Here is a 25,699-nt window from a genome sequence, read left to right as displayed (position 1 = left end):
GGGGGTATATAAATGAAGAAATTTGATACTATTGTCAAAGGTGGAACTGTTGTAACAGCTTCAGACACATTTAAAGCAGACCTTGGTATAAAAGAAGGCAAAATCCTAGAAATAGGATTAGATTTGGGAGAAGAAGCTGAAAAAGTCGTTGATGCTACTAATAAATATGTTTTCCCTGGTGGAATTGATCCACATACGCATATGGACATGCCGTTTGGTGGAACTTTCTCAAGTGACGACTTTGAAACAGGAACTAAAGCTGCCGCTTGCGGAGGAACTACTACAATTGTAGACTTTTCAATTCAAACTAAAGGAGGATCATTAAGAGAAGCTACAAAAACATGGCGTGAAAAAGCAGATGGAAAAGCTGTTATAGATTATGGTATACACATAGCGTTAACTGATATGACTGAAGAAGTTATGAATGAAATTCCTGAAATTATAGCAGATGGATATCAAAGCTTTAAATTATTTATGACATATGATGGATTAAGAGTTGATGATGGTACATTATTAAGAACATTAATGAAAGTAAATGAAAATGGTGGTTTATCCAGTGTACATGCTGAAAATTATTATGTAATTGATTACATGACAAAAAAATTACTTTCAGAAGGTAAAATTGAGCCGATTTATCATGCTTTATCAAGACCGGATTTGGCAGAAGGAGAAGCAGCAGGAAGAGCAATAAAACTTGCTAAAATAGCCAATGCTCCTCTGTTTATAGTTCATAATAGTTGTGAAGCATCTATATCTGAGATAGAAAGAGCTAGAAAAGAAGGATATCCAATAATGGGAGAAACATGTCCTCAATATTTACTTCTATCAGAAGATAACTATAGAGAACCTGGCTTTAATGGAGCAAAATATGTAATGTCTCCGCCGCTTAGAGATAAAAAGAATTGGCCACATATATGGAAAGCTTTAAAGGATAATAGCTTGCAAGTTGTAGCAACAGACCATTGTCCATTCTTTATGAAACAAAAGGAATTAGGAAAGGAATCCTTTGCTAAAATACCCAATGGAGCACCTGGCGTAGAAGCAAGAATGGCATTAATGTATACCTATGGGGTGGTAGAAGGTAAATTTGATTTAAATAGGTTTGTTCAAGTAACTTCTACAAATGCTGCTAAAGTATATGGTATGTACCCACAGAAAGGAACTATTGCAGTTGGAAGTGATGCTGATTTAGTTGTGTTTGATCCAAATATAGAAACTACATTAACTAAATCAATGCTACATGAAAATGTAGATTATACACCATTTGAAGGATTTAAATTAAAGGGATATCCAGTAGCTACTTTATCCAGAGGAGAAGTTATTGCCGAAAATGGAAAATATGTTGGAAAAGAAGGAAGAGGACAATTTATAAAGAGAACTGCTCCACAAGTTGTATAAAATAACATAGCATTCTTACAAAAGTTGCATCTATACAATAAAGTCCGTTGCACAAAATTATGAAATGTGGATAGCTATAATGCCATAATATTCAAGTTTGCTAAAATACAAATTTTTTACAGAAAATATAATAAAAATTATGTAAGAAGCACAGTTATAGTATTTATGACAGTACATAGAAATTAATATTTCTAAAACGCTTAAGTCGCATAAATAATTTTAAAGGAGAGAGTATTAATGAATAAAACCTTTAAAACACAAAGGGAAGTTAATGGACTTTATGAGATGACAGATGCAGCAGTAGAAAGTATAAGAAACAGCCGTTATTATAATGATGATTTAGCTGCTACTAAGGTTAAACAAAGAACATGGACTACTTATAATATTACAGCTTTATGGATTAGTATGTGTCTTTGCATACCGACATATATGATGGCAGCTGGAATTATGTCAGCAGGATTGACTTGGTGGCAAGCACTTATAAATATTGCATTAGGAAACTTAATAGTTTTAATTCCAATGCAGCTTAATTCACATGCAGGAACCAAATATGGAATACCATATCCAGTATTTGCAAGATTGTCCTTTGGTGTATGGGGGTCAAATATTGCAGCTATGGCAAGGGCTATAGTTGGTGCAGGTTGGTTTGGTATTCAGTGCTGGCTAGGTGGAGAAGCTGTAAATGGAATTATCGGTGCATTAGCGCCTTCCTGGCATCAGTGGTCAGGCGGAGTATGGGTTTCATTTTTTGCATTTTGGGCTTTAAATGTTGGTATAGTGTATAGAGGACCAGAAACTATAAAATTTATGCAAGCATGGACTGTTCCTATACTTATTTTAATATCTCTTGCTCTTGTTGGCTGGGCTTATACATCAGTTGCAGCTATGGGAAAAGGAGTTTCAGACATATTTAACATGCCAATGACAAATAAGCCAACATCATTTTGGGTTACATTCTTAAAGAGTTTAACAGCAAATATAGCCTTTTGGGCAACATTAGCTCTTAATATACCTGACTTTAGTAGATTTGCAAAAAGTCAAAAGGATCAGTTTAGAGGTCAATTATTCGGATTACCTTTGACAATGGTGGCATTTTCCTTTGTGGGTGTATTTGTTACAGGTGCAACTAGAGTTCTTTATGGAGAGTTTATCTGGGACCCTGTTCAAGTTATACAAAAAATGACTAACCCTGTAGCGTTAATTATAGGATGTATAGGTATAATAATTGCAACTACAAATGTTAACGTATCGGCAAATGCTGTAGCTACATCAAATGATATTTCAAATCTTAATCCACAAAAAATATCCTTTAAGAAAGCAACACTTATAACTGGAGCAGTAGGGGTAGCGATAATGCCTTGGAAACTTTTATCAAGTGCTTCAGCATATATATTTGGATGGCTTGGAACTTATGGTATTTTCTTAGGACCTTTAGCTGGTGTATTTATAGCTGACTACTATATTCATCGTAAAAAGTTAGTTGACGTGCAAGCCCTATTTGTAGAAAAAGACGGACGTTATTCGTATACAAATGGATTAAATAAAAATGCTATTTATGCATGGATATTAGCATCAATAGTCCCAGTATTAGGAATATTTATACCAAGTTTAAGCTTAATCGCAGACGGTGGATGGATTATAGGGTTTATATTAGCCTTAATTATTTATCCTCAGTTGATGAAGAAAGATAAGATATCAATACTTACACCTGAAGAAAATGAACAAATCTCTGAATTTGTAACTGTTGTTGATACAAAAAATAGTTCTTCAAGTGTAGATAGTATCTAGTCAAAAAAATATGACATACAAATCAAAAAGGAGTGTATCAAAATGAAAGATATTATATTAACTTGCGACAAAGAAAGATTGGAAGATAAAATTGTTACATTTAGTAAATTTGGTGACGCTGGCCATGGTGGCATAACAAGATTTTCTTTATCAGAAGCAGCTCTTCAAGCAAGAGCAGAGTTCTGCAAAAGAATGAAAGCAGTGGGCGCAGAGATTAAAACAGATGATATGGCAAATATGTATGCAACGATTAAAGGTTCGGAAGACCTTCCGGCAATAGTAATGGCATCACACGTAGACTCAGTTAGAAATGGCGGAAACTATGATGGAGTTTTAGGCGTACTTACAGGAATGGAAGTAGTTGAAACTATAGCTACACAAAAGATTCCACATCGTCATCCTATTACAGCTATGATATGGACTAATGAAGAAGGTTCTCTTTATCCGCCAGCTATGATGTCATCAGGTGTTATTTGTGGTAAATTTGATAAGGAAAAGATGTTGGCTTCAAAAAATCCTAAAGGAAAAACTTTTGGTGAAGCTTTAAAGGAAAGTGGATATGAAGGCGACGAAGCAAACAGATTGAATCCTAAGGATTATACGGCTATGCTTGAATTACACATTGAACAGGGACCTGTACTTGAAGCTGAAAAGAAGGACATTGGCGTTGTACAAGGCGTTCTCGGAATGGTTAACTACAGAATAAGAACTTATGGACAATCTGATCATGCAGGAACTACTCCAATGAAATACAGACAGGATGCTCTTTTAGCAGCAGCTAGTGCTATAAAATACTTGCATGAAGAATTGGACAAACTTGACAGCGATCTTGTTTACACTACAGGAGAAATACTTTGTCATCCATGCGTGCATACTGTTATTCCTGATCTTGTTGACTTTTCATTAGATGCAAGACATAAAGATCCTGAAGTAATTAAGCAGGTTGTTAAAGTAATTGAAAACATTCCTAAGGAACTTGATAAATGCAGAGTTGAGTATGAATTACAGTGGTCACGTAATACAATTCAATTTAATGAAGAATTAGTTGGATTTGTTAGAAAGAATGCAGAAGCATACGGGTATTCAAATATGGATATTTATAGTGGTGCAGGTCATGATGCTCAGTTCGTAGCTGAAATGTTACCTACAACTATGATATTTGTTCCAAGCAAAGATGGACACAGTCACTGTGAACCTGAATTTACACCTGTAGAAAATTGCTGGAAGGGTGCTAATGTATTATTACAAACAGTCTTAGATGTTGATAAAAAATAAGATAGATATATGATAGGATATAGATGGTGGTTTATCATTAAGCCATCATCTATGCCTAACTTATATAAGCTAGATTATACCACTCCATAATAGCTTGAACCTTTGAGTTATTAAGGAGTTTCTTTATTTATAGGATTACAAGTTGTAACAAAAAATTAAAAATAGCTCATGGTTTCCGGTTAAAAATGCTAAAGTGGAATTAATAGGCTTTAATACATTTTAAAGTGAGGTTTAATTATGAGTGTTAGATTTGATCAATTATTAAATCTACCTGAATTAAAAAATTTGAAATTAGTAAGTGGAGCTAAGGGGATCAGTAAAATAGTGAGATGGGTTCATGTTATAGAAAACCCAGAGGATGCAGCAGAGTATGTACAGAGTGATGAACTAATAATAGTCACAGGTGTTAACATTTTAAATCGCAAAGATGCTTTTATTAACCTAATAGAAAACTTAATAGATAAAAAAGCTGCCGGTCTGGTTGTAAATATTGGGAAATATATTGAACAAGTTCCAGATTACGTTAAAAGCTTGTCTGATGCAAATAATTTTCCAGTATTTGAGTTTCCTTGGAAAGTTAGCTTAACAGAAATAACAAGGGTTATCTGTGGTGATATAGTTAAGAGGCATCTTGAAGAAGTTTCCTGTCAAGATTTATTGATGAGTGCTATATTTTTCAATACTATTACCTATGAAGATTTCCTTCAAAGAATTTCAGGATATGGATATGACTCCTTAAATTCTGTTAGAATAATTATTGTCAATATGGATAACATTCAGCTGTACTTAAATTCTAAAAATATTAATGATGAGCAGTGTATAGCACAGGTTAGAAACACTTTTTTAAGATCCGTAAATAGTTCAATTTGGGAATCAAGTTTTAGACCAATAAGTTTTCTGCAAAATTATTCTGTAGTTCTACTTTTAATTAATGAAAAGGATAGATGCACTAATTTAACTACCATTTTAGATTCGGTAAGAGAAAATAGCAAAAATTTTTTACCTGAAATTAGTATAGGCATAGGAGTTGGAGAGGTCCATACAGAGTTTTCTGAAATAAAGAAAAGTTATATAGAGGCAGAAAAAGCCTTAAAGGTTACAAAGGCACAGGGAGAATTAGATAAAACTATTTTTTATGAAGATATAGGGGTATATAAAATACTTACAGAAATACACAACATAGCTCTTTTAAGAGAATACTATGATAGTACTGTAGGTAAATTAAAAAAATATGATGAGCAAAATCATACGGATCTCACAAAAATATTTTATGTATTTTTAATGGAAAATGGGAATTGCATCCAAACATCTAAGAAACTATATTTGCATAGAAACACATTAATTTATAAAATTAATAAAATAGAAGAACTCATAAAAAGAGATTTAGGAGATACAAGGGTAAGATTAGAGTTTTATATGGGGTATTTGATAAAAGAGTTAAATGATTTTACAACTTATGAAAAATAACGTATATGGTAAATTATTTATATATGGATTTTTTTAACCACGGCCTTAAAGAGACCGTGGTTATTTTTCATATGATGATATCTACTGACAATTACAAAGCTATATGAGAAAACGAGAGCAAATGGATAAAAACCATCTAACATTGACAAAAAAATGACATTTAGCAAAGTGCACAAAAAACTTGTTCAATTGTTACATATACAAGGTTTGTAAATGGTGATATTCTTGACTTAAGGGTGAGCGTTAGTGTTTGTACAACATAGATTTAAAGATTGGATGTATAAAAAATAACACTAATGATCCTATAAAAATATGAATGAATTGCTGTTAAATTGTAATTTTGAGTTAATATTTTAACATTGGCATTGTTTAATTTTTAAATAAAATCAATAGTAATATAAACAAAGCTTGGGATTTGTATGTAAAGGTTTATATAAAAATATAAAACAATTAATAATTGAATTGAAAAGGGGGAAATGTTATGGCAAAAGCATTAGAGGGGTTAAAGGTTTTAGATCTAACACATGCGTATAATGGACCATTTTGTACTACTTTATTAGCAGACAATGGTGCAGATGTTATTAAGATTGAAAATCCTAAAGGAGATCAATGTAGAACATGGGGACCTATAGATCCTAAAAGTGGTGAAAGTGGATTTTTTGCATTCTTGAACAGAAATAAAAAGGGGATCACACTAAATTTAAAAACTGAAGAAGGAAAGAATATCTTTAAAGAATTAGTTAAAGATGCAGATGTAGTTGTAGAAAATTATAGACCAAGTGTAATGAAAAAACTAGGTCTGAATTATGAAGTTTTAAAAGAAATAAATCCTAGAATAATTTATGCAGCAGGTTCTGGCTTTGGACAAACAGGTCCTATTACCAATAGGCCTTGCTATGATATAGTAGCTCAGTCAATGGGAGGAATGGTCAATTTAACTGGTTTTCCTGAGTCAATTCCAACTAAAGTAGGTCCTTCTGTTGCAGATAATGTTACTGGTATATATTTATGTGTTGGAGTTTTGATGGCCCTTTATAATAGAGAAAAAACTGGAATGGGGCAAGCGGTTGATGTAGCAATGCTGGATACAATATTCTCTCTATTAGAAAATGCAATTGTTATTCAGACGATGACAGGAGAGACACCTCAGAGACAAGGTAACATTGATCCATCGATAGCTCCTTTTGATATTTTTGCAGTAAAAGATGGATATGTAGCTGTGGGCGTTGGAAATGATAAGTTGTGGTCAATTTTCTGTGAAGTTATAGGAAGACAGGATTTAATTGCAAACGAAAAATTTGCAACTAATGATCTGAGATGTAAAAACTATATACCAGAATTAAGATATATAATTTCTGAATGGATCAAAGATAAAACAAAAAGAGCTAGAGCATATGTTTGATGAAGTAGGAATACCTTGTGGACCGGTTCTTGACATGCAAGAAGCCATTGACCATCCGCAAATTCAAGCTAGAGAAATGATGGTTCATATGAATCATCCAACTATAGGTGAAATGTACTTTCAAGGATGTCCTGTTAAGTTATCAAGAACTCCTGGTAGTGTAGATACACCAGCACCACTTTTAGGACAACATAATGAAGAAATATATGGACAATATTTAAGAAGTAAAGAAGAAGTGGCTAGTATGAAGGAAAGAGGTATTATCTAGCAAATTGGTAAGTTGCAAACTGAAATTTTAGAAGTTTGTTAACATAAAGAATATTTATAAGTGTAGTTTTATAAAAATATTCAAGGGGGTAAATATTAATGAGAAGTGAGTCAGTATTAAGTTACAAGATGTTTCCTGAATTCGGGAGTAACTTAGGAGATATCGTACCTGTTGGAAAGCAATTAGATATTTGGGGAGATGCTGAAACTGAAGTAATGATTCTAAACGACGGCGATGAATCTTTATGTTTAGGATATGAGGATGTAAAATTTTATCATGATTTGTATGTAGGAGATCAGGTGGATTTTAAAGCAACTATGGTTAAAGTAGGTAATACTTCTCGTAGAGTTAAGTTAGAAACTTACAAGATTGCTACTCCAGCAAAACGTAATGGAAGACCAGATGCAGCAGACAATGAAGTAGATGTTCTAGATCCTCCTTTATTATGTGCTGAAGGTTATTCAATATTAGTAGTTAAGAAGCATTTACAAAGAGGAGTTCAACCAGATGGTATCGTGGCAGACCCTTGGAAAGAAGTAGAATAATATATTAGTGTTAAATTATGGGGAGGTATAATAATGGCTTTTGTAATTCCTGAAAATAGTTATGAAACAAATATGCGCTTAAGAATGTCATCAAAAGATGTGTTTTATGCAGGTGGCATAGTGAACGGCTCTCGTTCAATTACAATTATGGGGGATGTAGCAACTAGACTTATGATTATGAGTGATGGCAATGAAGGTAGATGTTTGGGTTTTGACAAGATTAGATTATATAATTCTATTTTTGCAGGAGATTATTTAGAAGTAATAGCAAGAGTTATAGGCGTTGAAGATAAAAAGAAAAAGATCCAATGTAGAACTTTTAAAGTAGCGTATAATCCAAATATTCCCGAACAAGCATCAGCTATAGATGTGCTTGAGGAACCAATTCTATGTACAGAATTTATAGCAACTTATGAATCAACAAAGTAAAGAATATTAAGCAAGCTGCTTAGCAGTTTGCTTAATTATATATAGATATAAAATATAGTAACTAAATAATTATGTATAATAAAGAAAGTTTCAAGGAGGGAAGTAAATGAGTTTTGATTTAACTAAGGAACAAGAAATGATAGTTAAGATAGTAAGGGAGTTTACTAAAAATGAAATTGCTCCTATTGCAGCAGAGATAGATGAAACAGGAAAGTTTCCAAGAGAAAATTTAAATAAAATGGCTAAATTAAATATGCTAGGAATACCATTTCCCGTGGAGTTAGGGGGAGCTGGGCAAAATGAATTTGTTTTTTCCTTATGCATAGAAGAAATAGCAAAAAAATGTGCATCAACAGCAGCGATTTTAGCTGTGCATAATATACCTTGTTGGATACTTATGAACTATGGAACAGAAGAACAAAAAGAAAAATATTTAAGACCATTATTAAAAGGAGAAAAAATAGGAGCATTTGCTCTTACAGAGCCTAACGCTGGAACAGACTCATCTAAACAAAACAGTAAAGCAGTTTTAGATGGCGATAATTATATTTTAAATGGACAAAAATGCTTTATTACAAATGGTGGAGAAGCAGGCATATATATAATTCTCGCTATGACTGATAAGACAAAAGGTAACAAGGGAATAAGTGCATTTATAGTAGAGGATACCTTCCAAGGATTCTCTATAGGCAAGAAAGAAAATAAAATGGGAATAAGAGCTTCTGCAACTTCTGAGCTAATATTTAAAGATTGTGTTATACCAAAGGAGAATCTTGTGGGAAAAGAAGGAAGCGGATTTAAGATTGCAATGCAGGCTTTAGATGGAGGAAGAATTGCTATGGCAGCTCAAGCTGTTGGTATAGCTCAAGGTGCTTTAAATGAAACTGTAGAATACTTAAAACAAAGAGAGCAATTTGGAAAACCTTTAGCAGCGTTTCAAGGTCTGCAATGGAATTTAGCAGATATGGAAACAAGCATTAATGCAGCGAGACTTTTAGTATATAACGCAGCAGCTAAATTAGATGATGGGAAACCAATTACTAAAGAAGCGGCTATGGCTAAATTATTTGCATCAGAAACAGCTATGTCAGTAACTACAAAGGCTGTTCAGTTACATGGTGGTTATGGATATATGAAGGATTATCCAATGGAAAGAATGATGAGAGACGCAAAGATAACTGAAATATATGAGGGGACTTCAGAAGTGCAAAAAATGGTTATTTCTAGAAGTCTATTGAAATAGGAGGTGAGCTAAATGAATATTATAGTATGTATTAAGCAAGTACCTGATACAAATGAAGTAAAAATTGATCCGATAAAAGGAACTCTTATTAGAGATGGTGTACCAAGCATAATAAATCCAGATGATAAACATGCATTAGAGGAAGCTATTCAAATAAAAGATAAGTTTAAAGATGTTCATATTACAGTTCTAAGTATGGGCCCACCTCAAGCAGAAATTGCTTTAAAAGAAGCTTTAGCTATGGGTGCGGATGAAGCAATTCTTTTAAGCGATAGACAGTTTGGTGGTTCAGATACATGGGGCACATCAATAATATTATCATCTGCTATAAAGAAAATAGGCAATTATGATATCATATTATGCGGTAGACAGGCTATAGATGGTGATACAGCTCAGGTTGGTCCAGAAATCGCAGAACATCTTGATTTACCTCAAATAACCTATGTTAGTAAATTGGATATTGATGGAAAAGAAGTGGTTGTAACAAGAGTAATAGAGGACGGATATTATGTTATAAAATCAAAAATGCCTGTATTATTAACTTCAATAAAGGAGTTGAACGAACCTAGATATCCTTCTTTAGTAGGAGTATATCAGGCATTTAGAGAAAAAAATATTACAGTTTGGAATATAAATGATATAGAAGTAGATAAAAGCAGTATAGGATTAAAGGGATCTCCAACAAATGTAAAAAAATCCTTTACCCCTTCTATTGAATTTAAAGGAGAAATTATTACAGGAAGTGTAGAAGAAGTTTCGTGTATTCTAGCTCAAAGAATTAGAGAAAAACAAATAGGTTAGGAAGAAGGTGAGGAATTATGAACATCAAAGACTATAAAGGAGTATGGATTTTTGCTGAACAAAGAGAAGGAAAAATATTAAATGTTTCTTTGGAGTTATTAGGTGAGGGAAGAAAGATAGCAGATAAATTAAATGTAGAACTCACAGCAATATTGGTAGGGGACAAATTAGATAATTTATCAGAGGAACTAATTAAATATGGCGCAGATAATGTAATAGCTGTTGAAGATAAATTTTTAAATGTATATACTACTGAAGCTTATACAAGAGTAATATTTGAATTGATAGAAGGAAGAAAACCAGAAATAGTATTAATAGGTGCAACTACTATTGGTAGAGACTTGGCACCAAGACTTGCAGGTAGGGTGAAAACGGGATTAACAGCAGATTGCACAAGTCTAGATATAGATGAAGAAAATCTTAATTTGTTGATGACAAGACCAGCTTTTGGTGGAAATATAATGGCAACTATAATTTGTAGCAATCATAGGCCGCAAATGTCAACGGTAAGACCAGGAGTAATGGGAAGGGCTAAGTTTGATACAAATAGAAAGGGCAACATAGAAAAGATTTACTTTAAATTAAAAGAAAAAGATTTAAACACAGAGATAATCGATATTGTTAAGAGATCAAAGAATCAAGTTGCATTAGAAGAGGCTAAAATTATAGTTTCAGGTGGTAGGGGATTAGGAAACAAAGAAGGTTTTGAACTTATAAAGAAACTTGCAGATGCATTAGGTGGTGAGGTTGGTTCTTCTCGTGGAGCAGTGGATGCTGGTTGGATAGATCAATGTCATCAGGTGGGGCAAACAGGAAAAACAGTAAGACCTAAAATTTATATAGCATGTGGCATATCTGGAGCTATTCAGCATTTAGCAGGTATGAACTCATCAGATTGTATTATAGCGATAAACAAGGACAAGGAGGCACCTATTTTTAATGTTGCTCATTATGGTGTAGTTGGTGATTTATATGAAATTATACCTAGTTTAATAGAAGAGGTTAAAAGTCAGCAAAGTTAACAAAGAAAAGAGGCTATCTCGTAAATAATATGCTTCCTTTATGGTAGACAGTTAAAACAATAAAACTGTTATCATGAAGGGAGCGTTTTTTTATATGTTAGGCAAGAGCAATTATTGGTTGCTTAATTTTAGATTACATTATTTATTTTTAAAATGAATATATAATAAAGTTATTATTCAATTATATATATTATTGAATAATATATAAATTATTCTGTTATAAATTTTATATCAAAATATAGAATATTTATAAATTATCTTAATAAGTATATTTTTTAAGATAACTTCACTATTTAATGAATAAAATTTCATTAGATAAGATTACACAATACTGTAAAAAATGAATCCATACTGTAAAAAGTGAAATCGAGCAGTAAAAAATTAATATGTATTTTAATTGAAAAATCATAAAATAGTAATAAAAAAGAGGCTTTTTTAACAAATATCCATAAAAATGAATCAAAACAATAGAAAAATGCAAGCGTAAGAAAAGGTGATGTGTTTTAAATAAGATGGAAAACTTGTAAAAATAAATTAAAAATAATGAAAAAATTCAAAAAAATAATAGCACGTTTATAATTATACAATGATTGTATAATGTAAAAATAATAAGATACATCTTGGGAATGCTTGGATTGTGGCAAAAGCAAGAAAAATAAACTTGTTAGAAAGCTGCATAATTTATTTTGCAGTGTATTTTTGATATGTATATATATGCATATTGAATGAAAACGTTGTGATAAGTAGTAATTCAAATGGCTGAAGGAAATAAATGATATCTTGCCAAGAATAAAATATAATGATAAAATAATTTCGAAAATAAAAAATTAAAATACATAGGAAGAAGGGATAACATGGAACTTTCAAAAAAGAATGGACAAGTTCAAAATGAAACAGGTAAAATGAAACATCCGCCAGGACTGTATATGCTATTCTTCACAGAAGCATGGGAAAGATTCAGTTACTATGGTATGAGAGCTTTGTTAGTTTTATATTTAACAACAAGCTTAGTATCTGGTGGTTTAGGCTTTAATAAAGCTGAAGCTATGAGTTTATATGGTACATTTACTTCGCTAGTTTACCTTACTCCGTTAATCGGTGGATATCTTTCAGACAAATTTTTAGGACAAAGACTAGCCATTACTATCGGTGGTATAACTATGGCTGCTGGACAGTTTGCGTTATTCTCAAACCAAAGTAAAGGTGCGCTATATTTAGGATTATTTTTACTTATAATAGGAAACGGTTTCTTTAAACCAAACATATCAACATTAGTTGGACAATTATATCCAGAGGGAGATAAAAGAAAAGACGCTGCTTTTACAATCTTCTATATGGGTATAAACCTAGGTGCATTTATAGCTCCGTTTGTATGCGGTACATTAGCAGAGCAAATATTTGCAGTTAGACAAGGAGAACAAATAATTCATTATGGATTTAAGTTCGGTTTCTTAGCAGCTGGTATAGGTATGGTTCTAGGACAACTTATATTCAATTTATTAGGTAATAAGTATTTAGGCGAGATTGGTAAAAAGCCAGTTGGTAGAGCTAAGAGTAAAGATGATAAATCATCAGAAGAAGCAAATAGACCACTTACTGCTCAAGAAAAGAGAAGAACTGCAGTTATATTCATTGTAACAGCATTTGTTGTATTCTTCTGGGCTGGTTTCGAACAAGCAGGAAGTTCATTAACAATATACACTAAAGATTTTATAAACAGAGATGCGTTTGGTATGCAATTGCCAGTATCTTGGTTCCAATCATTAAATCCGGTATTTATAGTATTATTTGCACCAATCGTAGGTAAAATATGGATGAAATTATCCAATAGACCTCAAGGAGATATGAATATTCCTACAAAAATGGCATTAGGTATGGTACTTTTAGGAATAGGATTTTTATTAATGGTAGGAGCTTGCTTACAAAGAGGAAATGCAGGAGATAATGTAGCTGTAAAAGCTAATATATTATGGCTTGTTGGAGCTTACTTCCTTCATACAATGGGAGAACTTTGCTTATCCCCAGTTGGACTTTCAATGGTAAGTAAATTAGCACCAAAGAAACTTGCATCATTACTTATGGGAGTTTGGCTATTGAGTTCATCTATTGCAAATAAACTTGCAGGAGTATTAGCATCATTTATGGATTCACTAGGACACATACAAATATTTGGTGGAATAGCAGTTGTATCAATAGTTCTTGGTTTAGTATTGCTATCATTAAACAAAAAACTTACAGCTATGATGGAATAATATATATTTAGATTATAAAAGTCATGGTAAAATAAACAAAATTGTTTATTTTACTGTGGCTTTTTTTAATAATAGTTATTAAACTTTTATTCAGGCTCTATTTTTATTAAGAAAACTCCTGCTCTTTACCTAAAATAATGCATTCTAAATATGATATGTCGAAATATAAAAGTATAGTGTTAACCAAAAATCAATGGCTTTAGCTGCACAACTGAGAATTTTCTGAAATCTGTTAAATTAAAATAAAACTTTACTAAAAATTTAACAAACTTTAAAAGACTGTTTACAATAATTGCATAAATATATAATTAAAATCATATATTTATTGATTATAGATAAGTTTTTAAATTTGTCAATCTAAGTGATGTAATTTATTCTATAAGAATTTTGAATAGTATAAAGTGGATATAAAATAAAAAATATTTTGCAATTAAAGAAGAAAATGTGATAAAATAAATCTAAGAAGGCATGAAATATTAAATTTTTTTAGTAATCTTTTAAAAAAATAGAAATATACATATAACAAATGGTAAGTAATTGGAATTTATTCATAAAAAATACAAAGGAATCCATATGTAAAAACATGTAAAAACTAATTTTGATCATTATTCTTATATCCAATCCTTCAACAAAATATTTAAATTTTTTTTAAAATTGAATGTTTAAAATTTAACATTTTTTCTCTAAGACATCTTTTCTTTTTCGTATAAAAGCATTATAATTATAATTGTGGTCATTCAAAATATTTCAAATATATTAAAAATTAGGGTTTTAGGTAAGAATAAGGAACTAATTCTTCAAATATAATAGAGTTAGTTTTGGTAAGGAGGGAATATTAAAAATGAGTGAAAAAGTACTTTCAATTGACAAAACTACGTTGGACATGCTTGATAAGGCTAAAAAAGACGGGGTGGAAACAGCTTGGGACAGAAAAGAAATTCTAAAAGCGCCTTGTGGATTTGGTGCTGCTGGTGTATGTTGTAGAAATTGTACCATGGGACCTTGTAGGGTAAGCCCAGTTCCAGGTAAAGGTGCAGAAAGAGGTATTTGTGGTGCCACAGCAGATGTTATCGTTTCCAGAAACTATGCTAGAATGGTAGCAGGCGGAACAGCAGCTCATTCAGACCATGGTAGAAGCATCTGTCTAGACTTATACCATTCAAGTCCAGATGGAGATATAAAGGTTAAAGATGAAAAGAAATTAATGAAGGTTGCAGAAAGATTTGGAGTAAAAACTGAAGGCAGAGATGTATATGAAATAGCTCATGAACTTGCTGCAACAGGATTACAAGACTATGGTAGACAGTTTGGAGAACCTTGCTTACCACCAACTCTACCAGAAAAAAGAAAGCAAATATGGAAAGACTTAGGAATAATGCCAAGAGCAGTTGATAGAGAAATAGCAGGACTTATGCACTCAACTCATATTGGATGTATGGCAGATGCAGAAGGAATGATTAAAATTGCTATGAGAACTTCATTAACTGATGGATGGATAGGTTCATATATGGCAACAGAATTCAGTGACATAATGTTTGGAACACCACATTCTAGACAGACTAAAGCTAACCTAGGTGTTTTAGAAGATAACCAAGTTAATATAGTATTACATGGACATGAACCAACACTTTCAGAAATGATTGTACAAGCTGCAGAATCACCAGAAATGATAGAATTAGCTAAATCAGTAGGAGCAGAAGGAATAAACCTTTGTGGTATGTGTTGTACAGCTAATGAAGTTACAATGAGACATGGAGTTAAATTAGCTGGTGATTTCTTACAACAGGAATTAGCAGTAATTACTGGTGCTGTAGAAGCTTTAGTAGTTGACGTACAATGTATATTCCCATCATTAGCTAAATTAGCAGAAAGCTATCATACTAAGTTTATAACAACTTCACCAAAAGCTAGGATAAAAGGATCAACTTATATAGAGTTAGATGAAGAAGATAGAATGGGAGCAGCTAAGAAAATATTAACAGAAGCTATAATGAACTACAAAAATAGAGATAGAAGTAAGGTTATGATACCAGAGCTTAAATCAGAAGCTGAAGTTGGTTATAGTGTTGAAGAAATATTAAACAAATTAGATGGAGTTGTAAACTCTCATATAGGACCAATGCAATCAACAAAACCTCTTGCTGATGTTATAGTTGCAGGAGTTATAAGAGGAGCAGCTGGTGTAGTTGGATGTAACAATCCAAAGAAAGTTCACGATGAGAGTCATATAGAAGTAATAAAAGGCTTAATCAAGAATGATATAATAGTTGTTACAACTGGGTGTGCAGCTCAAGCAGCAGCTAAAGCAGGCTTATTAAGAAGAGAAGCAAGAGAACTTGCTGGGCCAGGACTTAAAAAGGTATGTGAATTAGTAGGTATACCACCAGTACTTCATATGGGATCATGCGTAGATATAAGCCGTATCTTACAATTAGTTGGAACAACAGCTAATCATTTAGGAGTAGATATGAGCGACTTACCAGTAGTTGGTGTAGCTCCAGAATATATGTCAGAAAAAGCTATAGCAATAGGAACTTATGTTGTAACATCTGGTATAGACACATGGCTTGGAGTAGTTCCTCCAGTTACAGGTGGTCCAGAAGTTGTTGACATCTTAACTAATAGAATGGAAGAGTGGGTAGGCGCTAAGTTCTTTGTAGAGCCAGATCCACACAAAACTGTTGAACAAATAGTTGCTAGAGTTAACGAAAAACGTAAAAAGTTAGGAATATAAATATTACACTAAATTATATAAGCAAAAGCTATGCCAAATATAAAACAGTGTAAAGTTAACATTTCTAGAACTAAAATATCAAAATGATACCAAAAATAACTCAAAATGATAACAAACTTTAATTTGTTATCATTTTGAGATAAAATATGATTAAATATTAGTTGTCTATAGCAAGCTACACATAACAGTTATGGCGGCACAAAAGGAGGTACTACATATGAAAATGAAAATGGCTATCACAGGAAAAGGCGGAGTAGGAAAAACTACATTTTCGGCTATAATGAGCAGAATATACGCAGAAGAAGGGTATAATGTTTTAGCTGTGGATGGGGATCCAGATCCTAATTTAGCCTTAGCACTAGGCTTTCCTCAAGAGTTAATTGACGAAATTGTTCCTATATCAGAAATGAAGAAACTAGTAGCAGAGAGAACAAACTCTACACCAGGATCTTTTGGTAAAATGTTTAAGATAAACCCAAAGGTTGATGACATTCCAGAAAGATATTGTAAGGAACATCATGGTGTAAGGCTTTTAACAATGGGAACAGTAGATACAGGTGGAACTGGATGTATTTGTCCAGAGAATGTTCTTCTAAAAAAACTTACATCACATTTGATTCTTCAAAATAAAGATATTGTGATTATGGATATGGAAGCCGGTATAGAGCATCTAGGCAGAGGTACTGCTCAGGGGGTAGACGTATTCGTTGTTGTTGTAGAACCCGGAATAAGAAGTATACAAACATATAAACATGTAAAAAAGCTTGCAAAGGACTTAGGGATAGAAAAAGTTTTTGTAGTAGCAAATAAGATTAAAAATGAAGAAGATGAAAAATATGTGCTTGAAAATATAGATACAGATGTCTGTCTCGGATTTATACATTATCGTGAAACTGTGGGAAGTTCTGATAGGGTTAATAAATCTCCATATGATTGCAGTAATGAAACTGTACAGGAGATTAAAAAAATAAAAGAAAAATTAGAGATGGGGGTATTCTAAAATGGGTTTTAAGTCAGATATTGAAATTGCACAAGAATGTAAAATGCAAGACATTAGAGAGGTAGCTTCTAAATTAGGTTTTACAGAAGATGATATTGAGCTTTATGGAAAATATAAAGCAAAAGTAGACTATAATCTTCTAAAGAAAACACCAGGAAAAAATGGTAAGTTAATACTATGTACAGCAATCAATCCAACACCAGCAGGTGAAGGAAAAACTACTACATCAATAGGTGTGGCAGATGCTTTATCAAAAATAGGTAAAAATACAATAGTTGCATTAAGAGAACCTTCACTAGGACCTGTATTTGGAGTAAAAGGAGGAGCAGCAGGTGGCGGATACGCTCAAGTTGTTCCAATGGAAGATATAAACCTTCACTTTACAGGTGATTTCCATGCAATAGGAGCAGCAAATAACCTTTTAGCTGCAATGATAGACAACCATATATATCAAGGAAACGCTTTAGATATCGATCCAAGAAGAATTGTTTGGAGAAGATGCGTTGACATGAACGACAGACAATTAAGATTTGTTGTTGATGGTATGGGTGGAAAAGCAAATGGAATGCCAAGAGAAGATGGATTTGACATTACTGTTGCTTCAGAAATAATGGCTATATTCTGTTTAGCAACTGACATAAATGATTTAAAAGAAAGATTAGCTAGAATAGTTGTAGGCTATACAAGAAGTGGAGCTCCAGTAACAGCTGGACAAATAAATGCTCACGGTGCTATGGCTGCATTACTTAAAGATGCTTTAAAACCAAATTTAGTTCAAACACTTGAAGGAACACCAGCATTTGTACATGGTGGACCATTTGCAAATATAGCTCATGGATGTAACTCAATAATGGCTACAAGAATGGCTACTCATTTTGCTGACTATGTAGTTACAGAAGCAGGATTTGGTGCTGACCTTGGAGCTGAAAAGTTCTTAGACATCAAGTGTAGAATGGCTGGATTAAAACCAGATGCTGTTGTAATAGTTGCTACAGTAAGAGCACTAAAATACAACGGAGGAGTACCAAAGGCTGAATTAAATAATGAAAATTTAGAAGCTCTTGAAAAAGGACTTCCAAACTTATTGAAACACGTTGAAAATATAACTAAAGTATTCAAACTACCAGCAGTAGTAGCAATAAATGCATTCCCAACTGATACTCAAGCAGAGTTAAAGTTAGTTGAAACAAAATGTAAGGAATTAGGAGTTAACGTTAAACTTTCAGAAGTTTGGGCAAAAGGCGGAGAAGGTGGAGTTGAAGTAGCTAAAGAAGTAGTTAGATTAATAGAAGCAGGCGAAAATGAATTCCAATTCTCTTATGATGCTGAACTTCCAATAAGAGATAAAATAAGAGCTATAGCTCAAAAGATATATGGAGCTGATGATGTAATATTTACAGATCAAGCTAACAAAGAAATTGATGAATTAGAGAAGAATGGATTTGGAAAAACTCCAATATGTATGGCAAAAACTCAGTACTCCTTAACTGATGATCAAACTAAACTTGGAAGACCTACAGGATTTAATATAACTGTAAGACAAGTAACAATTTCAGCAGGTGCAGGTTTTGTTGTTGCAGTAACTGGAGCAATAATGAAAATGCCAGGACTTCCTAAAGTTCCAGCAGCTGAAAGAATAAATGTTGACGAAAACGGAGTAATAAGCGGATTATTCTAAGATTTAGGAGGACAAGGCTATGAAACTGGCAGATAAGACTAGTACAGAATTTATAGAAGTTCTTGCTTCTAAAGCCGCAGTTCCAGGTGGTGGTGGTGCAGCAGCTTTAACTGGTGCAATAGGAATGGCACTTGGAAGTATGGTATGTAATCTAACTATAGGCAAAAAGAAGTTTGCTGAGTTTGAAGAGAAAGTTAAAGGCATATTAAACAGAGCAGAAGAGCTTCAAAAAGAGCTATTAAAAATGATAGACGCAGATGCAGAATGCTTCCTACCTCTTTCAAAAGCTTATGGAATGCCTAAAGATACTGACGAAGAGAAGAAATTAAAAGAGGAAACATTAGAAAAGTGTTTAAAAGATGCATGTGAAGTTCCAGTAGCGATAGTTAAGCTAGCTTATGAATCTATAAAATTACATGAAGATTTAGTAGATAACTGTTCAATGCTTGCAATAAGCGATGTTGGAGTAGGTGTGCAATGCTTAAGAGCTGCTATATATGGAGCTCAATTAAATGTAATAATCAACATAAATTCAATAAAAGATAGCGAATATGTTGATAAGGTTAAAAAAGCAACTGAACCTCTAGTTGAAGAGGGTGTTAGAATAGCTGATGAAGTTTATGCGAAAGTGGTAAAAGCACTTTCTAAATAAAGTATAATCTTCGGAAGAGGAACTATCCTCTTCCGAAGAGAAATTGTGTAAAATTTTAATCCCGAATTTTTATATGAAGGAGATAGTAAGTATGGGTCAAATAATTAAAGGAAAACCAGTTGCAGATGCTATAAGCGAAGAGTTAACTAAGGAAGTAATAGAATTAAAGGCAAAGGGTATTACTCCAAAGCTTACAATAGTAAGAGTTGGAGCAAACGGAAGTGACCTGGCTTATGAAAGAGGAGCTTTAAAAAGATGTGATGGAATTGGAATTGCAACACAAGTAGTAGAGCTTCCTGAAGATATAACACAAGAAGATTTTATAAAAGAACTTAAAAAAGTAAACGAAGATAAATCAACTCATGGAATTCTAATTTTTAGACCTTTCCCAAAACAACTTGATGAAAGTGTTATCAAATATATTATTACACCTGAAAAAGATGTAGACTGCTTTAGTCCAGTAAACGTGGCTAAGGTTATGGAAAACGATTCTACAGGATATGCGCCATGTACTCCGTCAGCAGTTATCGAAATATTAAAACATTATAACGTACCTATGAAAGGTAAGAAAGCTGTAGTTGTTGGAAGGTCAATGGTTGTGGGAAAACCAGTATCTATGCTTCTTTTAAATGAAAATGCTACAGTTACTATATGTCATTCAAGAACTCAAGATATGCCTAAAGTATGCTCAGAAGCAGATGTTTTAGTAGTTGGAATTGGTAAAGCTAAAATGATTGACTCAAGCTATGTTAAAGAGGGTGCTGTAGTTATAGATGTTGGTATAAATGTTGATGAGCAAGGAAACTTGTGTGGTGACGTTAATACAGGAGACTGTATAGAAAAAGCTTCAATGATAACACCAGTTCCAGCAGGTGTAGGATCAGTTACTACTTCAATACTTGCAAAACATGTTGTAAAAGCATGCAAATTACAAAATAACCTATAAGCATTGGGTATGATGGGGGAATAAGAATGATTATTTCAGAAAAGAAGCCATTTGAAGAAGTACTTCAATATTTAGATGGCAGTGAAAAAGTGATAATTACAGGATGTTCTTTATGTGCATCTACTTGTAAGGTAGGTGGAGAACAGGAAGCCTTAGAAATGAAGGCGAAGTTAGAAGAAAAAGGGAAAACAGTATTAGGATATAAAGTATTAGATCCTTCTTGTAATTTGTTAAAAACAAAAAAGATTTAAAAGTCTTTAAAGAGGAGTTAAAAGAAGCTGATGCAATTCTATCATTAGCTTGTGGAGATGGAACACAAACTGTTGCAAAGCTCACAAGTATACCTGTTTATCCTGCTAATAATACAATGTTTATAGGTGAAGTAGAAAGAGTAGGACAATATGCAGAAGCTTGTAAGGCGTGCGGAAACTGTCAGCTTGCATGGTCAGGTGGAATATGTCCAGTAACAATGTGTGCAAAAGGACTTTTAAATGGACCTTGTGGTGGAGCGAGAGATGGAAAGTGCGAAGTCGATCATAACAACGATTGTGCATGGATTCTTATATATAACAAGTTAAAAGATCAAAACAGACTTGATAATTTGTTAGAAATGAGAGAGCCAAGAGATTTTGCAATTTGTGCACATCCAAGAAAAGTAGACTTGAAAGACAAGGAATAATCTAAGGGGGATTAGAAATGAGCCTATTAAAAGATGCTTTTGAAAGAGGAGAGTTTGCAGTTACAGCGGAAATGGCACCTCCAAAAGGTATAAATTTTTCCCACTTAATAGAATGCGCTAAAGCTATAAAGGGAAGAGCCCATGGAGTGAATGTAACTGATTTCCAATCTGCAACACTAAAGGCAACATCCTTGGCAACATGTAAAGTGTTAAAAGATTCAGGATTAGAGCCTGTTCTTCAAATTACAGGAAGAGATAGAAATAGAATAGCAATTCAGGGAGAGCTCTTATCTGCAGGAGTTTTTGGAATAGAGAATGTTTTGGCTTTAACTGGTGATTACACTATGACAGGAGATCATCCAGGTGCTAAACCAGTTTATGATTTAGATAGCGTAGGTATACTTCAGGTAGCATCTACCATATCAAGTGGAAAAGACATGACAGGCCATGAATTGAATGGAACTCCTAGCTTTTATCTAGGTGCTTGTGTAACACCAAGATATAATCCAGTAGAATTGCAGATATTGAAAATGGAAAAGAAAATACAGGCTGGTGCTAAATTCTTTCAAACACAAGCCGTATATGATATAGATACATTAAGAGATTTTAGAGAGAAGACTAAACATTTAGATGCTAAGCTTATGATTGGTATAATTCCACTAAAATCAGCAGGAATGGCAAAATATATGAATAATAATGTTCCAGGAATTTATGTTCCAGATGAATTAATCGAAAGAATGAAAAGTGCAGAAAATAAAGTTCAAGAAGGAATAAAAATATCTGGAGAATTTATAAGACAAGCTAAGGAACAAGGTCTTTGTGATGGAGTTCATATAATGGCAATTGGTGCTGAAGAAAATGTTCCATTAATACTAGATGAAGCGGGATTGTAAAAATAAAATAAGGAGCGATTGAAATGAAGTTAGTTGTTATTGGGGGAGGCCCAGGGGGATATGTAGCTGCGCTTAAAGCAGCTATGCTAGGTGCTGAAGTTACAATAGTTGAGAAAGGCAAAGTAGGAGGAACTTGCCTAAATGTAGGATGTATACCTACAAAAGCCCTGCTTGCTTGTTCAGACATATTAAATACAGTTAAAGAAGCTAAAAAATATGGCATTCAAATCGAAGGAGATATAAAAGCTGATTTTGCAACTATAATAGAAAGAAAAGAAAAGGTAGTTACTCAGCTTGTAAAAGGAATTGAATTCTTATTTGAAAGCAAGGGAGTAAAACTTGTAAGAGGTCTAGGAAAATTAGTAAGTAATAAAGAAGTTGAAGTTACAAAGGAAGATGGAACAAAGGAGAGTATACAAGCTGACAAGATAATTCTTGCTACAGGTTCTGTACCAGTAGTTCCAAAGTTCCTTCCTTATGATGGCAAAAATGTAATGACTTCTGATGAGGTTTTAAATCTTAAAGAACAACCAAAGTCAATAATTGTTGTTGGTGGAGGTGTAATTGGTTGTGAAATAGGTCAGTTCCTAAATAGACTTGGAACTGAAGTTAAAATAGTAGAAATGCTGCCACAACTATTACCACTTGAAGATGAAGATGTAGCAAAGATATTACAAAGAAGCTTTAAACAAGAAAAATTAAAGTTCTTTGTAGGTGATGGTATCTCAACTGTAGAAGTTGAAGATGGCAAAGTAATTGCAACTTTGAGTAGTGGTAAAAAAGTAGAAGCAGAAAAGATGCTTGTAGCTATTGGCAGAAGACCATATACTGATGGTCTTGGATTAGAAGACTTAGGCATACAGGCAGAAAGAGGTAGAGTAATAGTTAATGAGTATTTAGAAAGCAGCGTAGAAGGCATTTATGCTATAGGTGACTTAACTATAGGTCCAGATTTAGCTCACCTAGCTTCAAGACAAGGTATTGTAGCTGTAGAAAATGCTGTATTAGATAAGAAAAAGAAAGTTAGCTATAAAGCTGTACCAGGATGTATATTTACAGAACCAGAAGTTGCTTCTGTTGGTATGAAGGAAAAGCAAGCTGGAGAAGCTGGCATCAATTATAAAGTAGGAAAATTCGATTTTAGAGGTCTTGGAAAAGCTCAAGCTATGGGCAAATTCCAGGGATTTGTAAAAGTAATTACAGATGAAAAGGATGTAATTATTGGAGCATCTATAATCGGAGAACGCGCATCAGATATGCTTGGCGAGTTAACACTAGCTTGTGAGCTTGGGTTAACAGCAGAGCAGGTAGGTGAAGTAATCCATCCACATCCAACTTTATGTGAAGGAATTATGGAAGCACTTCATGATGTTCATAAACAATGTGTTCATTCAGTAGAGTAACAGCATAGGGGTTACCCCTATGCATAGCAATAGGAGGAGATTGAACTATGGGATATAAAATAGCTGTAGCAGGTAAAGGTGGCACTGGAAAAACTACGTTAACAGGTCTTTTGATAGATTACCTTGTGAAAAAGGGTCAGGGACCTATACTTGCAGTTGACGCCGATGCAAATGCAAATTTAAATGAAGTATTAGGTGTAGAAGTTGAAGAAACTATTGGTGAGATAAGAGAAGATACAAGCAAAAGGTCACTTGATGATAACTTTCCAGGAGGAATGATGAAAGCAGATTATTTAAAGTATAAATTAAATACTGCTGTAACTGAGGGAGATGGCTATGACTTAATTGTAATGGGAAGATCTCAAGGTCCAGGCTGTTATTGTTATGTAAATGGGGTACTAAAAACTCAAATAGATTCATTATCAGGAAACTATAATTATCTTATTGTAGATAATGAAGCTGGAATGGAACACTTAAGTAGAAAAGTAGTTGAAGAAATAGATACTTTATTCTTAGTAAGTGACTGTTCCAGAAGAGGAATTCAAGCTGTAGGAAGAATAAGGCAGCTAATTGACGAATTAAAATTAAATGTTGGGCAGGTTTACTTGATAGTTAATAGAGCGCCAGATGGCAAATTAAACGAAGGTACAATGGAGGAAATTAGGAATCAACAATTAGATTTAATAGGAGTTGTGCCTATGGATCCTATGGTATACGAGTATGATACTAGTGGTAAGCCACTAGTAGAAATGCCTGAGGACTCTCTATCTAAAAAAGCACTATATGATATTTTATCTAAAATAGCATTAAAAAAATAATTTAAGGAGGCATTAAGCTATGTTCAAAAAATCAGCACAGAAATTTTCGGGTAAGATTTGTGAAGTAGAAATAGGAACTGGAGAAAAGGCTATAAAATTAGGCGGTGAAAATGTACTACCTTTCTATTCTTTTGATGGAAATGTAGGAAACACTCAAAAAGTTGGTATGGAAATTTCAGATATTTTCCCAGAAGAGTGGATAGATGCTTTAAAAGAGCTTTATAAAGATGTATGTAATGATCCTGTTGCATGGGCAAAGTTTGTGGAAGAAAAATATGCACCAGACTTTATTTGCTTAAAGTTAGATAGTGCAGATCCAAATGGATTAAATAGATCTGCAGAAGAATGTGCAGCAACTGCAAAGGCTGTAGCTGAAGCGGTTAAGACTCCACTTGTAATCGCAGGAACAGGTAACCATGATAAAGATGCTAAGTTATTTGAAAAAGTTGCGCAAGCAGTAGATGGACATAATGTACTTTTACTTGCAGCTGTTGAAGATAACTACAAAACTGTAGCAGCAGCAGGTGCTATGGCTTACAATCATAAAATTGGAGCTGAATCTTCAGTTGATATAAACCTTGCAAAACAAATGAATATACTAGTTAACCAATTAGGAGTTGTTAATGATAAGATAGTTGACAACGTTGGATGTGCAGCAGCTGGATATGGTTATGAGTATGTTATCTCAACTTTAGATAGAATAAGACTTGCAGCATTAGGACAAGATGATAAAACTCTGCAAATCCCTATAATTACACCTGTTTCATTTGATGCATGGAAAGTAAAAGAATCAATTGAGTTAGAAAAAGATTCACCACAATGGGGATGTCAAGAAGAAAGAGGTATAGGAATGGAAGTAGCTACTGCATCAGGTGTATTAGTATCAGGATCAAATGCAGTAATCTTACGTCACCCAAAATCAGCAGAAACAATTAAGAAATTTATAAATGAATTATTAGCATAATAAATTTAAAAATTTACTGGGATTAGATAAGGGAGGATTAAA

At 33.3% G+C, this 25,699-nt stretch carries 21 protein-coding genes and 1 pseudogene; all 22 read left to right on the top strand.

The window, feature by feature from the left end:
* The first annotated feature begins 12 nt into the window (after window positions 1-12).
* Window positions 13-1,398, top strand: coding sequence for a dihydropyrimidinase (gene hydA / locus RCG18_RS05145; RefSeq protein ID WP_308040335.1), 1,386 nt, complete (start codon window positions 13-15; stop codon window positions 1,396-1,398).
* Window positions 1,399-1,635: 237 nt separating this feature from the next.
* Entirely contained in the window at window positions 1,636-3,186 is a 1,551-nt protein-coding gene (locus RCG18_RS05140; protein ID WP_308040334.1) for an NCS1 family nucleobase:cation symporter-1, read from the top strand.
* Window positions 3,187-3,228: 42 nt separating this feature from the next.
* Window positions 3,229-4,461, top strand: a complete 1,233-nt coding sequence (locus tag RCG18_RS05135; protein WP_308040333.1) for a Zn-dependent hydrolase — start codon at window positions 3,229-3,231, stop codon at window positions 4,459-4,461.
* Window positions 4,462-4,698: 237 nt separating this feature from the next.
* Window positions 4,699-5,928: a PucR family transcriptional regulator ligand-binding domain-containing protein gene (locus RCG18_RS05130; protein WP_308040332.1), complete on the top strand. Its 1,230-nt coding sequence runs from the start codon at window positions 4,699-4,701 to the stop codon at window positions 5,926-5,928.
* A gap of 481 nt (window positions 5,929-6,409) precedes the next feature.
* A pseudogene (locus RCG18_RS05125) lies at window positions 6,410-7,598 on the top strand (CaiB/BaiF CoA transferase family protein).
* 98 nt (window positions 7,599-7,696) lie between these two features.
* Complete coding sequence (locus RCG18_RS05120) at window positions 7,697-8,143, top strand: beta-alanyl-CoA:ammonia lyase (RefSeq protein WP_308040331.1); 447 nt, start codon at window positions 7,697-7,699, stop codon at window positions 8,141-8,143.
* Window positions 8,144-8,176: 33 nt separating this feature from the next.
* A complete protein-coding gene (locus RCG18_RS05115; protein WP_308040330.1) occupies window positions 8,177-8,572 on the top strand; it encodes a hotdog fold domain-containing protein in 396 nt (131 codons plus the stop codon).
* Between the two features lie 106 nt (window positions 8,573-8,678).
* A complete protein-coding gene (locus tag RCG18_RS05110; RefSeq protein WP_308040329.1) occupies window positions 8,679-9,815 on the top strand; it encodes an acyl-CoA dehydrogenase in 1,137 nt (378 codons plus the stop codon).
* 12 nt (window positions 9,816-9,827) lie between these two features.
* The gene (locus RCG18_RS05105; protein ID WP_308040328.1) at window positions 9,828-10,616 is read left to right on the top strand and encodes an electron transfer flavoprotein subunit beta/FixA family protein; all 789 of its coding nucleotides are present in this window, start codon (window positions 9,828-9,830) and stop codon (window positions 10,614-10,616) included.
* Window positions 10,617-10,633: 17 nt separating this feature from the next.
* Window positions 10,634-11,638 (top strand): electron transfer flavoprotein subunit alpha/FixB family protein, encoded by a 1,005-nt coding sequence (locus tag RCG18_RS05100; RefSeq protein WP_308040326.1) that lies wholly within the window; start codon window positions 10,634-10,636, stop codon window positions 11,636-11,638.
* Between the two features lie 854 nt (window positions 11,639-12,492).
* Entirely contained in the window at window positions 12,493-13,890 is a 1,398-nt protein-coding gene (locus RCG18_RS05095; RefSeq protein ID WP_308040325.1) for a peptide MFS transporter, read from the top strand.
* A gap of 841 nt (window positions 13,891-14,731) precedes the next feature.
* Window positions 14,732-16,624, top strand: coding sequence for an anaerobic carbon-monoxide dehydrogenase catalytic subunit (cooS, locus tag RCG18_RS05090; protein WP_178906151.1), 1,893 nt, complete (start codon window positions 14,732-14,734; stop codon window positions 16,622-16,624).
* Window positions 16,625-16,847: 223 nt separating this feature from the next.
* Window positions 16,848-17,624, top strand: a complete 777-nt coding sequence (locus tag RCG18_RS05085; protein ID WP_308041963.1) for a carbon monoxide dehydrogenase accessory protein CooC — start codon at window positions 16,848-16,850, stop codon at window positions 17,622-17,624.
* Window position 17,625: 1 nt separating this feature from the next.
* Window positions 17,626-19,302 (top strand): formate--tetrahydrofolate ligase, encoded by a 1,677-nt coding sequence (locus RCG18_RS05080; RefSeq protein WP_308040324.1) that lies wholly within the window; start codon window positions 17,626-17,628, stop codon window positions 19,300-19,302.
* A gap of 19 nt (window positions 19,303-19,321) precedes the next feature.
* Window positions 19,322-19,954, top strand: a complete 633-nt coding sequence (locus RCG18_RS05075; protein WP_308040323.1) for a cyclodeaminase/cyclohydrolase family protein — start codon at window positions 19,322-19,324, stop codon at window positions 19,952-19,954.
* A 91-nt stretch (window positions 19,955-20,045) separates the two neighbouring features.
* Window positions 20,046-20,900 carry a tetrahydrofolate dehydrogenase/cyclohydrolase catalytic domain-containing protein gene (locus RCG18_RS05070; RefSeq protein WP_308040322.1) on the top strand — a complete coding sequence of 285 codons (855 nt, stop codon included), beginning with the start codon at window positions 20,046-20,048 and terminating at the stop codon, window positions 20,898-20,900.
* A gap of 26 nt (window positions 20,901-20,926) precedes the next feature.
* Window positions 20,927-21,151: a hypothetical protein gene (locus RCG18_RS28980; protein WP_374119037.1), complete on the top strand. Its 225-nt coding sequence runs from the start codon at window positions 20,927-20,929 to the stop codon at window positions 21,149-21,151.
* 116 nt (window positions 21,152-21,267) lie between these two features.
* The gene (locus RCG18_RS28975; RefSeq protein WP_374119036.1) at window positions 21,268-21,579 is read left to right on the top strand and encodes a methylenetetrahydrofolate reductase C-terminal domain-containing protein; all 312 of its coding nucleotides are present in this window, start codon (window positions 21,268-21,270) and stop codon (window positions 21,577-21,579) included.
* 17 nt (window positions 21,580-21,596) lie between these two features.
* Window positions 21,597-22,472 (top strand): methylenetetrahydrofolate reductase, encoded by an 876-nt coding sequence (locus tag RCG18_RS05060; protein ID WP_178908509.1) that lies wholly within the window; start codon window positions 21,597-21,599, stop codon window positions 22,470-22,472.
* A gap of 23 nt (window positions 22,473-22,495) precedes the next feature.
* Window positions 22,496-23,875 (top strand): dihydrolipoyl dehydrogenase, encoded by a 1,380-nt coding sequence (gene lpdA / locus RCG18_RS05055; RefSeq protein WP_308040321.1) that lies wholly within the window; start codon window positions 22,496-22,498, stop codon window positions 23,873-23,875.
* Window positions 23,876-23,922: 47 nt separating this feature from the next.
* Entirely contained in the window at window positions 23,923-24,693 is a 771-nt protein-coding gene (locus tag RCG18_RS05050; protein ID WP_308040320.1) for an AAA family ATPase, read from the top strand.
* 19 nt (window positions 24,694-24,712) lie between these two features.
* Window positions 24,713-25,657 (top strand): acetyl-CoA decarbonylase/synthase complex subunit delta, encoded by a 945-nt coding sequence (gene acsD, locus RCG18_RS05045; protein ID WP_308040319.1) that lies wholly within the window; start codon window positions 24,713-24,715, stop codon window positions 25,655-25,657.
* Window positions 25,658-25,699 lie beyond the last annotated feature (42 nt).

Source organism: Clostridium sp. OS1-26 (assembly GCF_030915445.1).
Taxonomy (GTDB): Bacteria; Bacillota; Clostridia; order Clostridiales; family Clostridiaceae; genus Clostridium_AM.
This window is presented reverse-complemented; position numbering and strand designations above follow the sequence as displayed.

Excerpts from the sequence above, each read along its gene's own strand:
- hydA (WP_308040335.1), top strand. The coding sequence starts at position 13 with ATGAAGAAATTTGATACTATTGTCAAAGGTGGAACTGTTGTAACAGCT.
- RCG18_RS05140 (WP_308040334.1), top strand. The coding sequence starts at position 1,636 with ATGAATAAAACCTTTAAAACACAAAGGGAAGTTAATGGACTTTATGAG.
- RCG18_RS05135 (WP_308040333.1), top strand. The coding sequence starts at position 3,229 with ATGAAAGATATTATATTAACTTGCGACAAAGAAAGATTGGAAGATAAA.
- RCG18_RS05130 (WP_308040332.1), top strand. The coding sequence starts at position 4,699 with ATGAGTGTTAGATTTGATCAATTATTAAATCTACCTGAATTAAAAAAT.
- RCG18_RS05120 (WP_308040331.1), top strand. The coding sequence starts at position 7,697 with ATGAGAAGTGAGTCAGTATTAAGTTACAAGATGTTTCCTGAATTCGGG.
- RCG18_RS05115 (WP_308040330.1), top strand. The coding sequence starts at position 8,177 with ATGGCTTTTGTAATTCCTGAAAATAGTTATGAAACAAATATGCGCTTA.
- RCG18_RS05110 (WP_308040329.1), top strand. The coding sequence starts at position 8,679 with ATGAGTTTTGATTTAACTAAGGAACAAGAAATGATAGTTAAGATAGTA.
- RCG18_RS05105 (WP_308040328.1), top strand. The coding sequence starts at position 9,828 with ATGAATATTATAGTATGTATTAAGCAAGTACCTGATACAAATGAAGTA.
- RCG18_RS05100 (WP_308040326.1), top strand. The coding sequence starts at position 10,634 with ATGAACATCAAAGACTATAAAGGAGTATGGATTTTTGCTGAACAAAGA.
- RCG18_RS05095 (WP_308040325.1), top strand. The coding sequence starts at position 12,493 with ATGGAACTTTCAAAAAAGAATGGACAAGTTCAAAATGAAACAGGTAAA.
- cooS (WP_178906151.1), top strand. The coding sequence starts at position 14,732 with ATGAGTGAAAAAGTACTTTCAATTGACAAAACTACGTTGGACATGCTT.
- RCG18_RS05085 (WP_308041963.1), top strand. The coding sequence starts at position 16,848 with ATGAAAATGGCTATCACAGGAAAAGGCGGAGTAGGAAAAACTACATTT.
- RCG18_RS05080 (WP_308040324.1), top strand. The coding sequence starts at position 17,626 with ATGGGTTTTAAGTCAGATATTGAAATTGCACAAGAATGTAAAATGCAA.
- RCG18_RS05075 (WP_308040323.1), top strand. The coding sequence starts at position 19,322 with ATGAAACTGGCAGATAAGACTAGTACAGAATTTATAGAAGTTCTTGCT.
- RCG18_RS05070 (WP_308040322.1), top strand. The coding sequence starts at position 20,046 with ATGGGTCAAATAATTAAAGGAAAACCAGTTGCAGATGCTATAAGCGAA.
- RCG18_RS28980 (WP_374119037.1), top strand. The coding sequence starts at position 20,927 with ATGATTATTTCAGAAAAGAAGCCATTTGAAGAAGTACTTCAATATTTA.
- RCG18_RS28975 (WP_374119036.1), top strand. The coding sequence starts at position 21,268 with ATGTTTATAGGTGAAGTAGAAAGAGTAGGACAATATGCAGAAGCTTGT.
- RCG18_RS05060 (WP_178908509.1), top strand. The coding sequence starts at position 21,597 with ATGAGCCTATTAAAAGATGCTTTTGAAAGAGGAGAGTTTGCAGTTACA.
- lpdA (WP_308040321.1), top strand. The coding sequence starts at position 22,496 with ATGAAGTTAGTTGTTATTGGGGGAGGCCCAGGGGGATATGTAGCTGCG.
- RCG18_RS05050 (WP_308040320.1), top strand. The coding sequence starts at position 23,923 with ATGGGATATAAAATAGCTGTAGCAGGTAAAGGTGGCACTGGAAAAACT.
- acsD (WP_308040319.1), top strand. The coding sequence starts at position 24,713 with ATGTTCAAAAAATCAGCACAGAAATTTTCGGGTAAGATTTGTGAAGTA.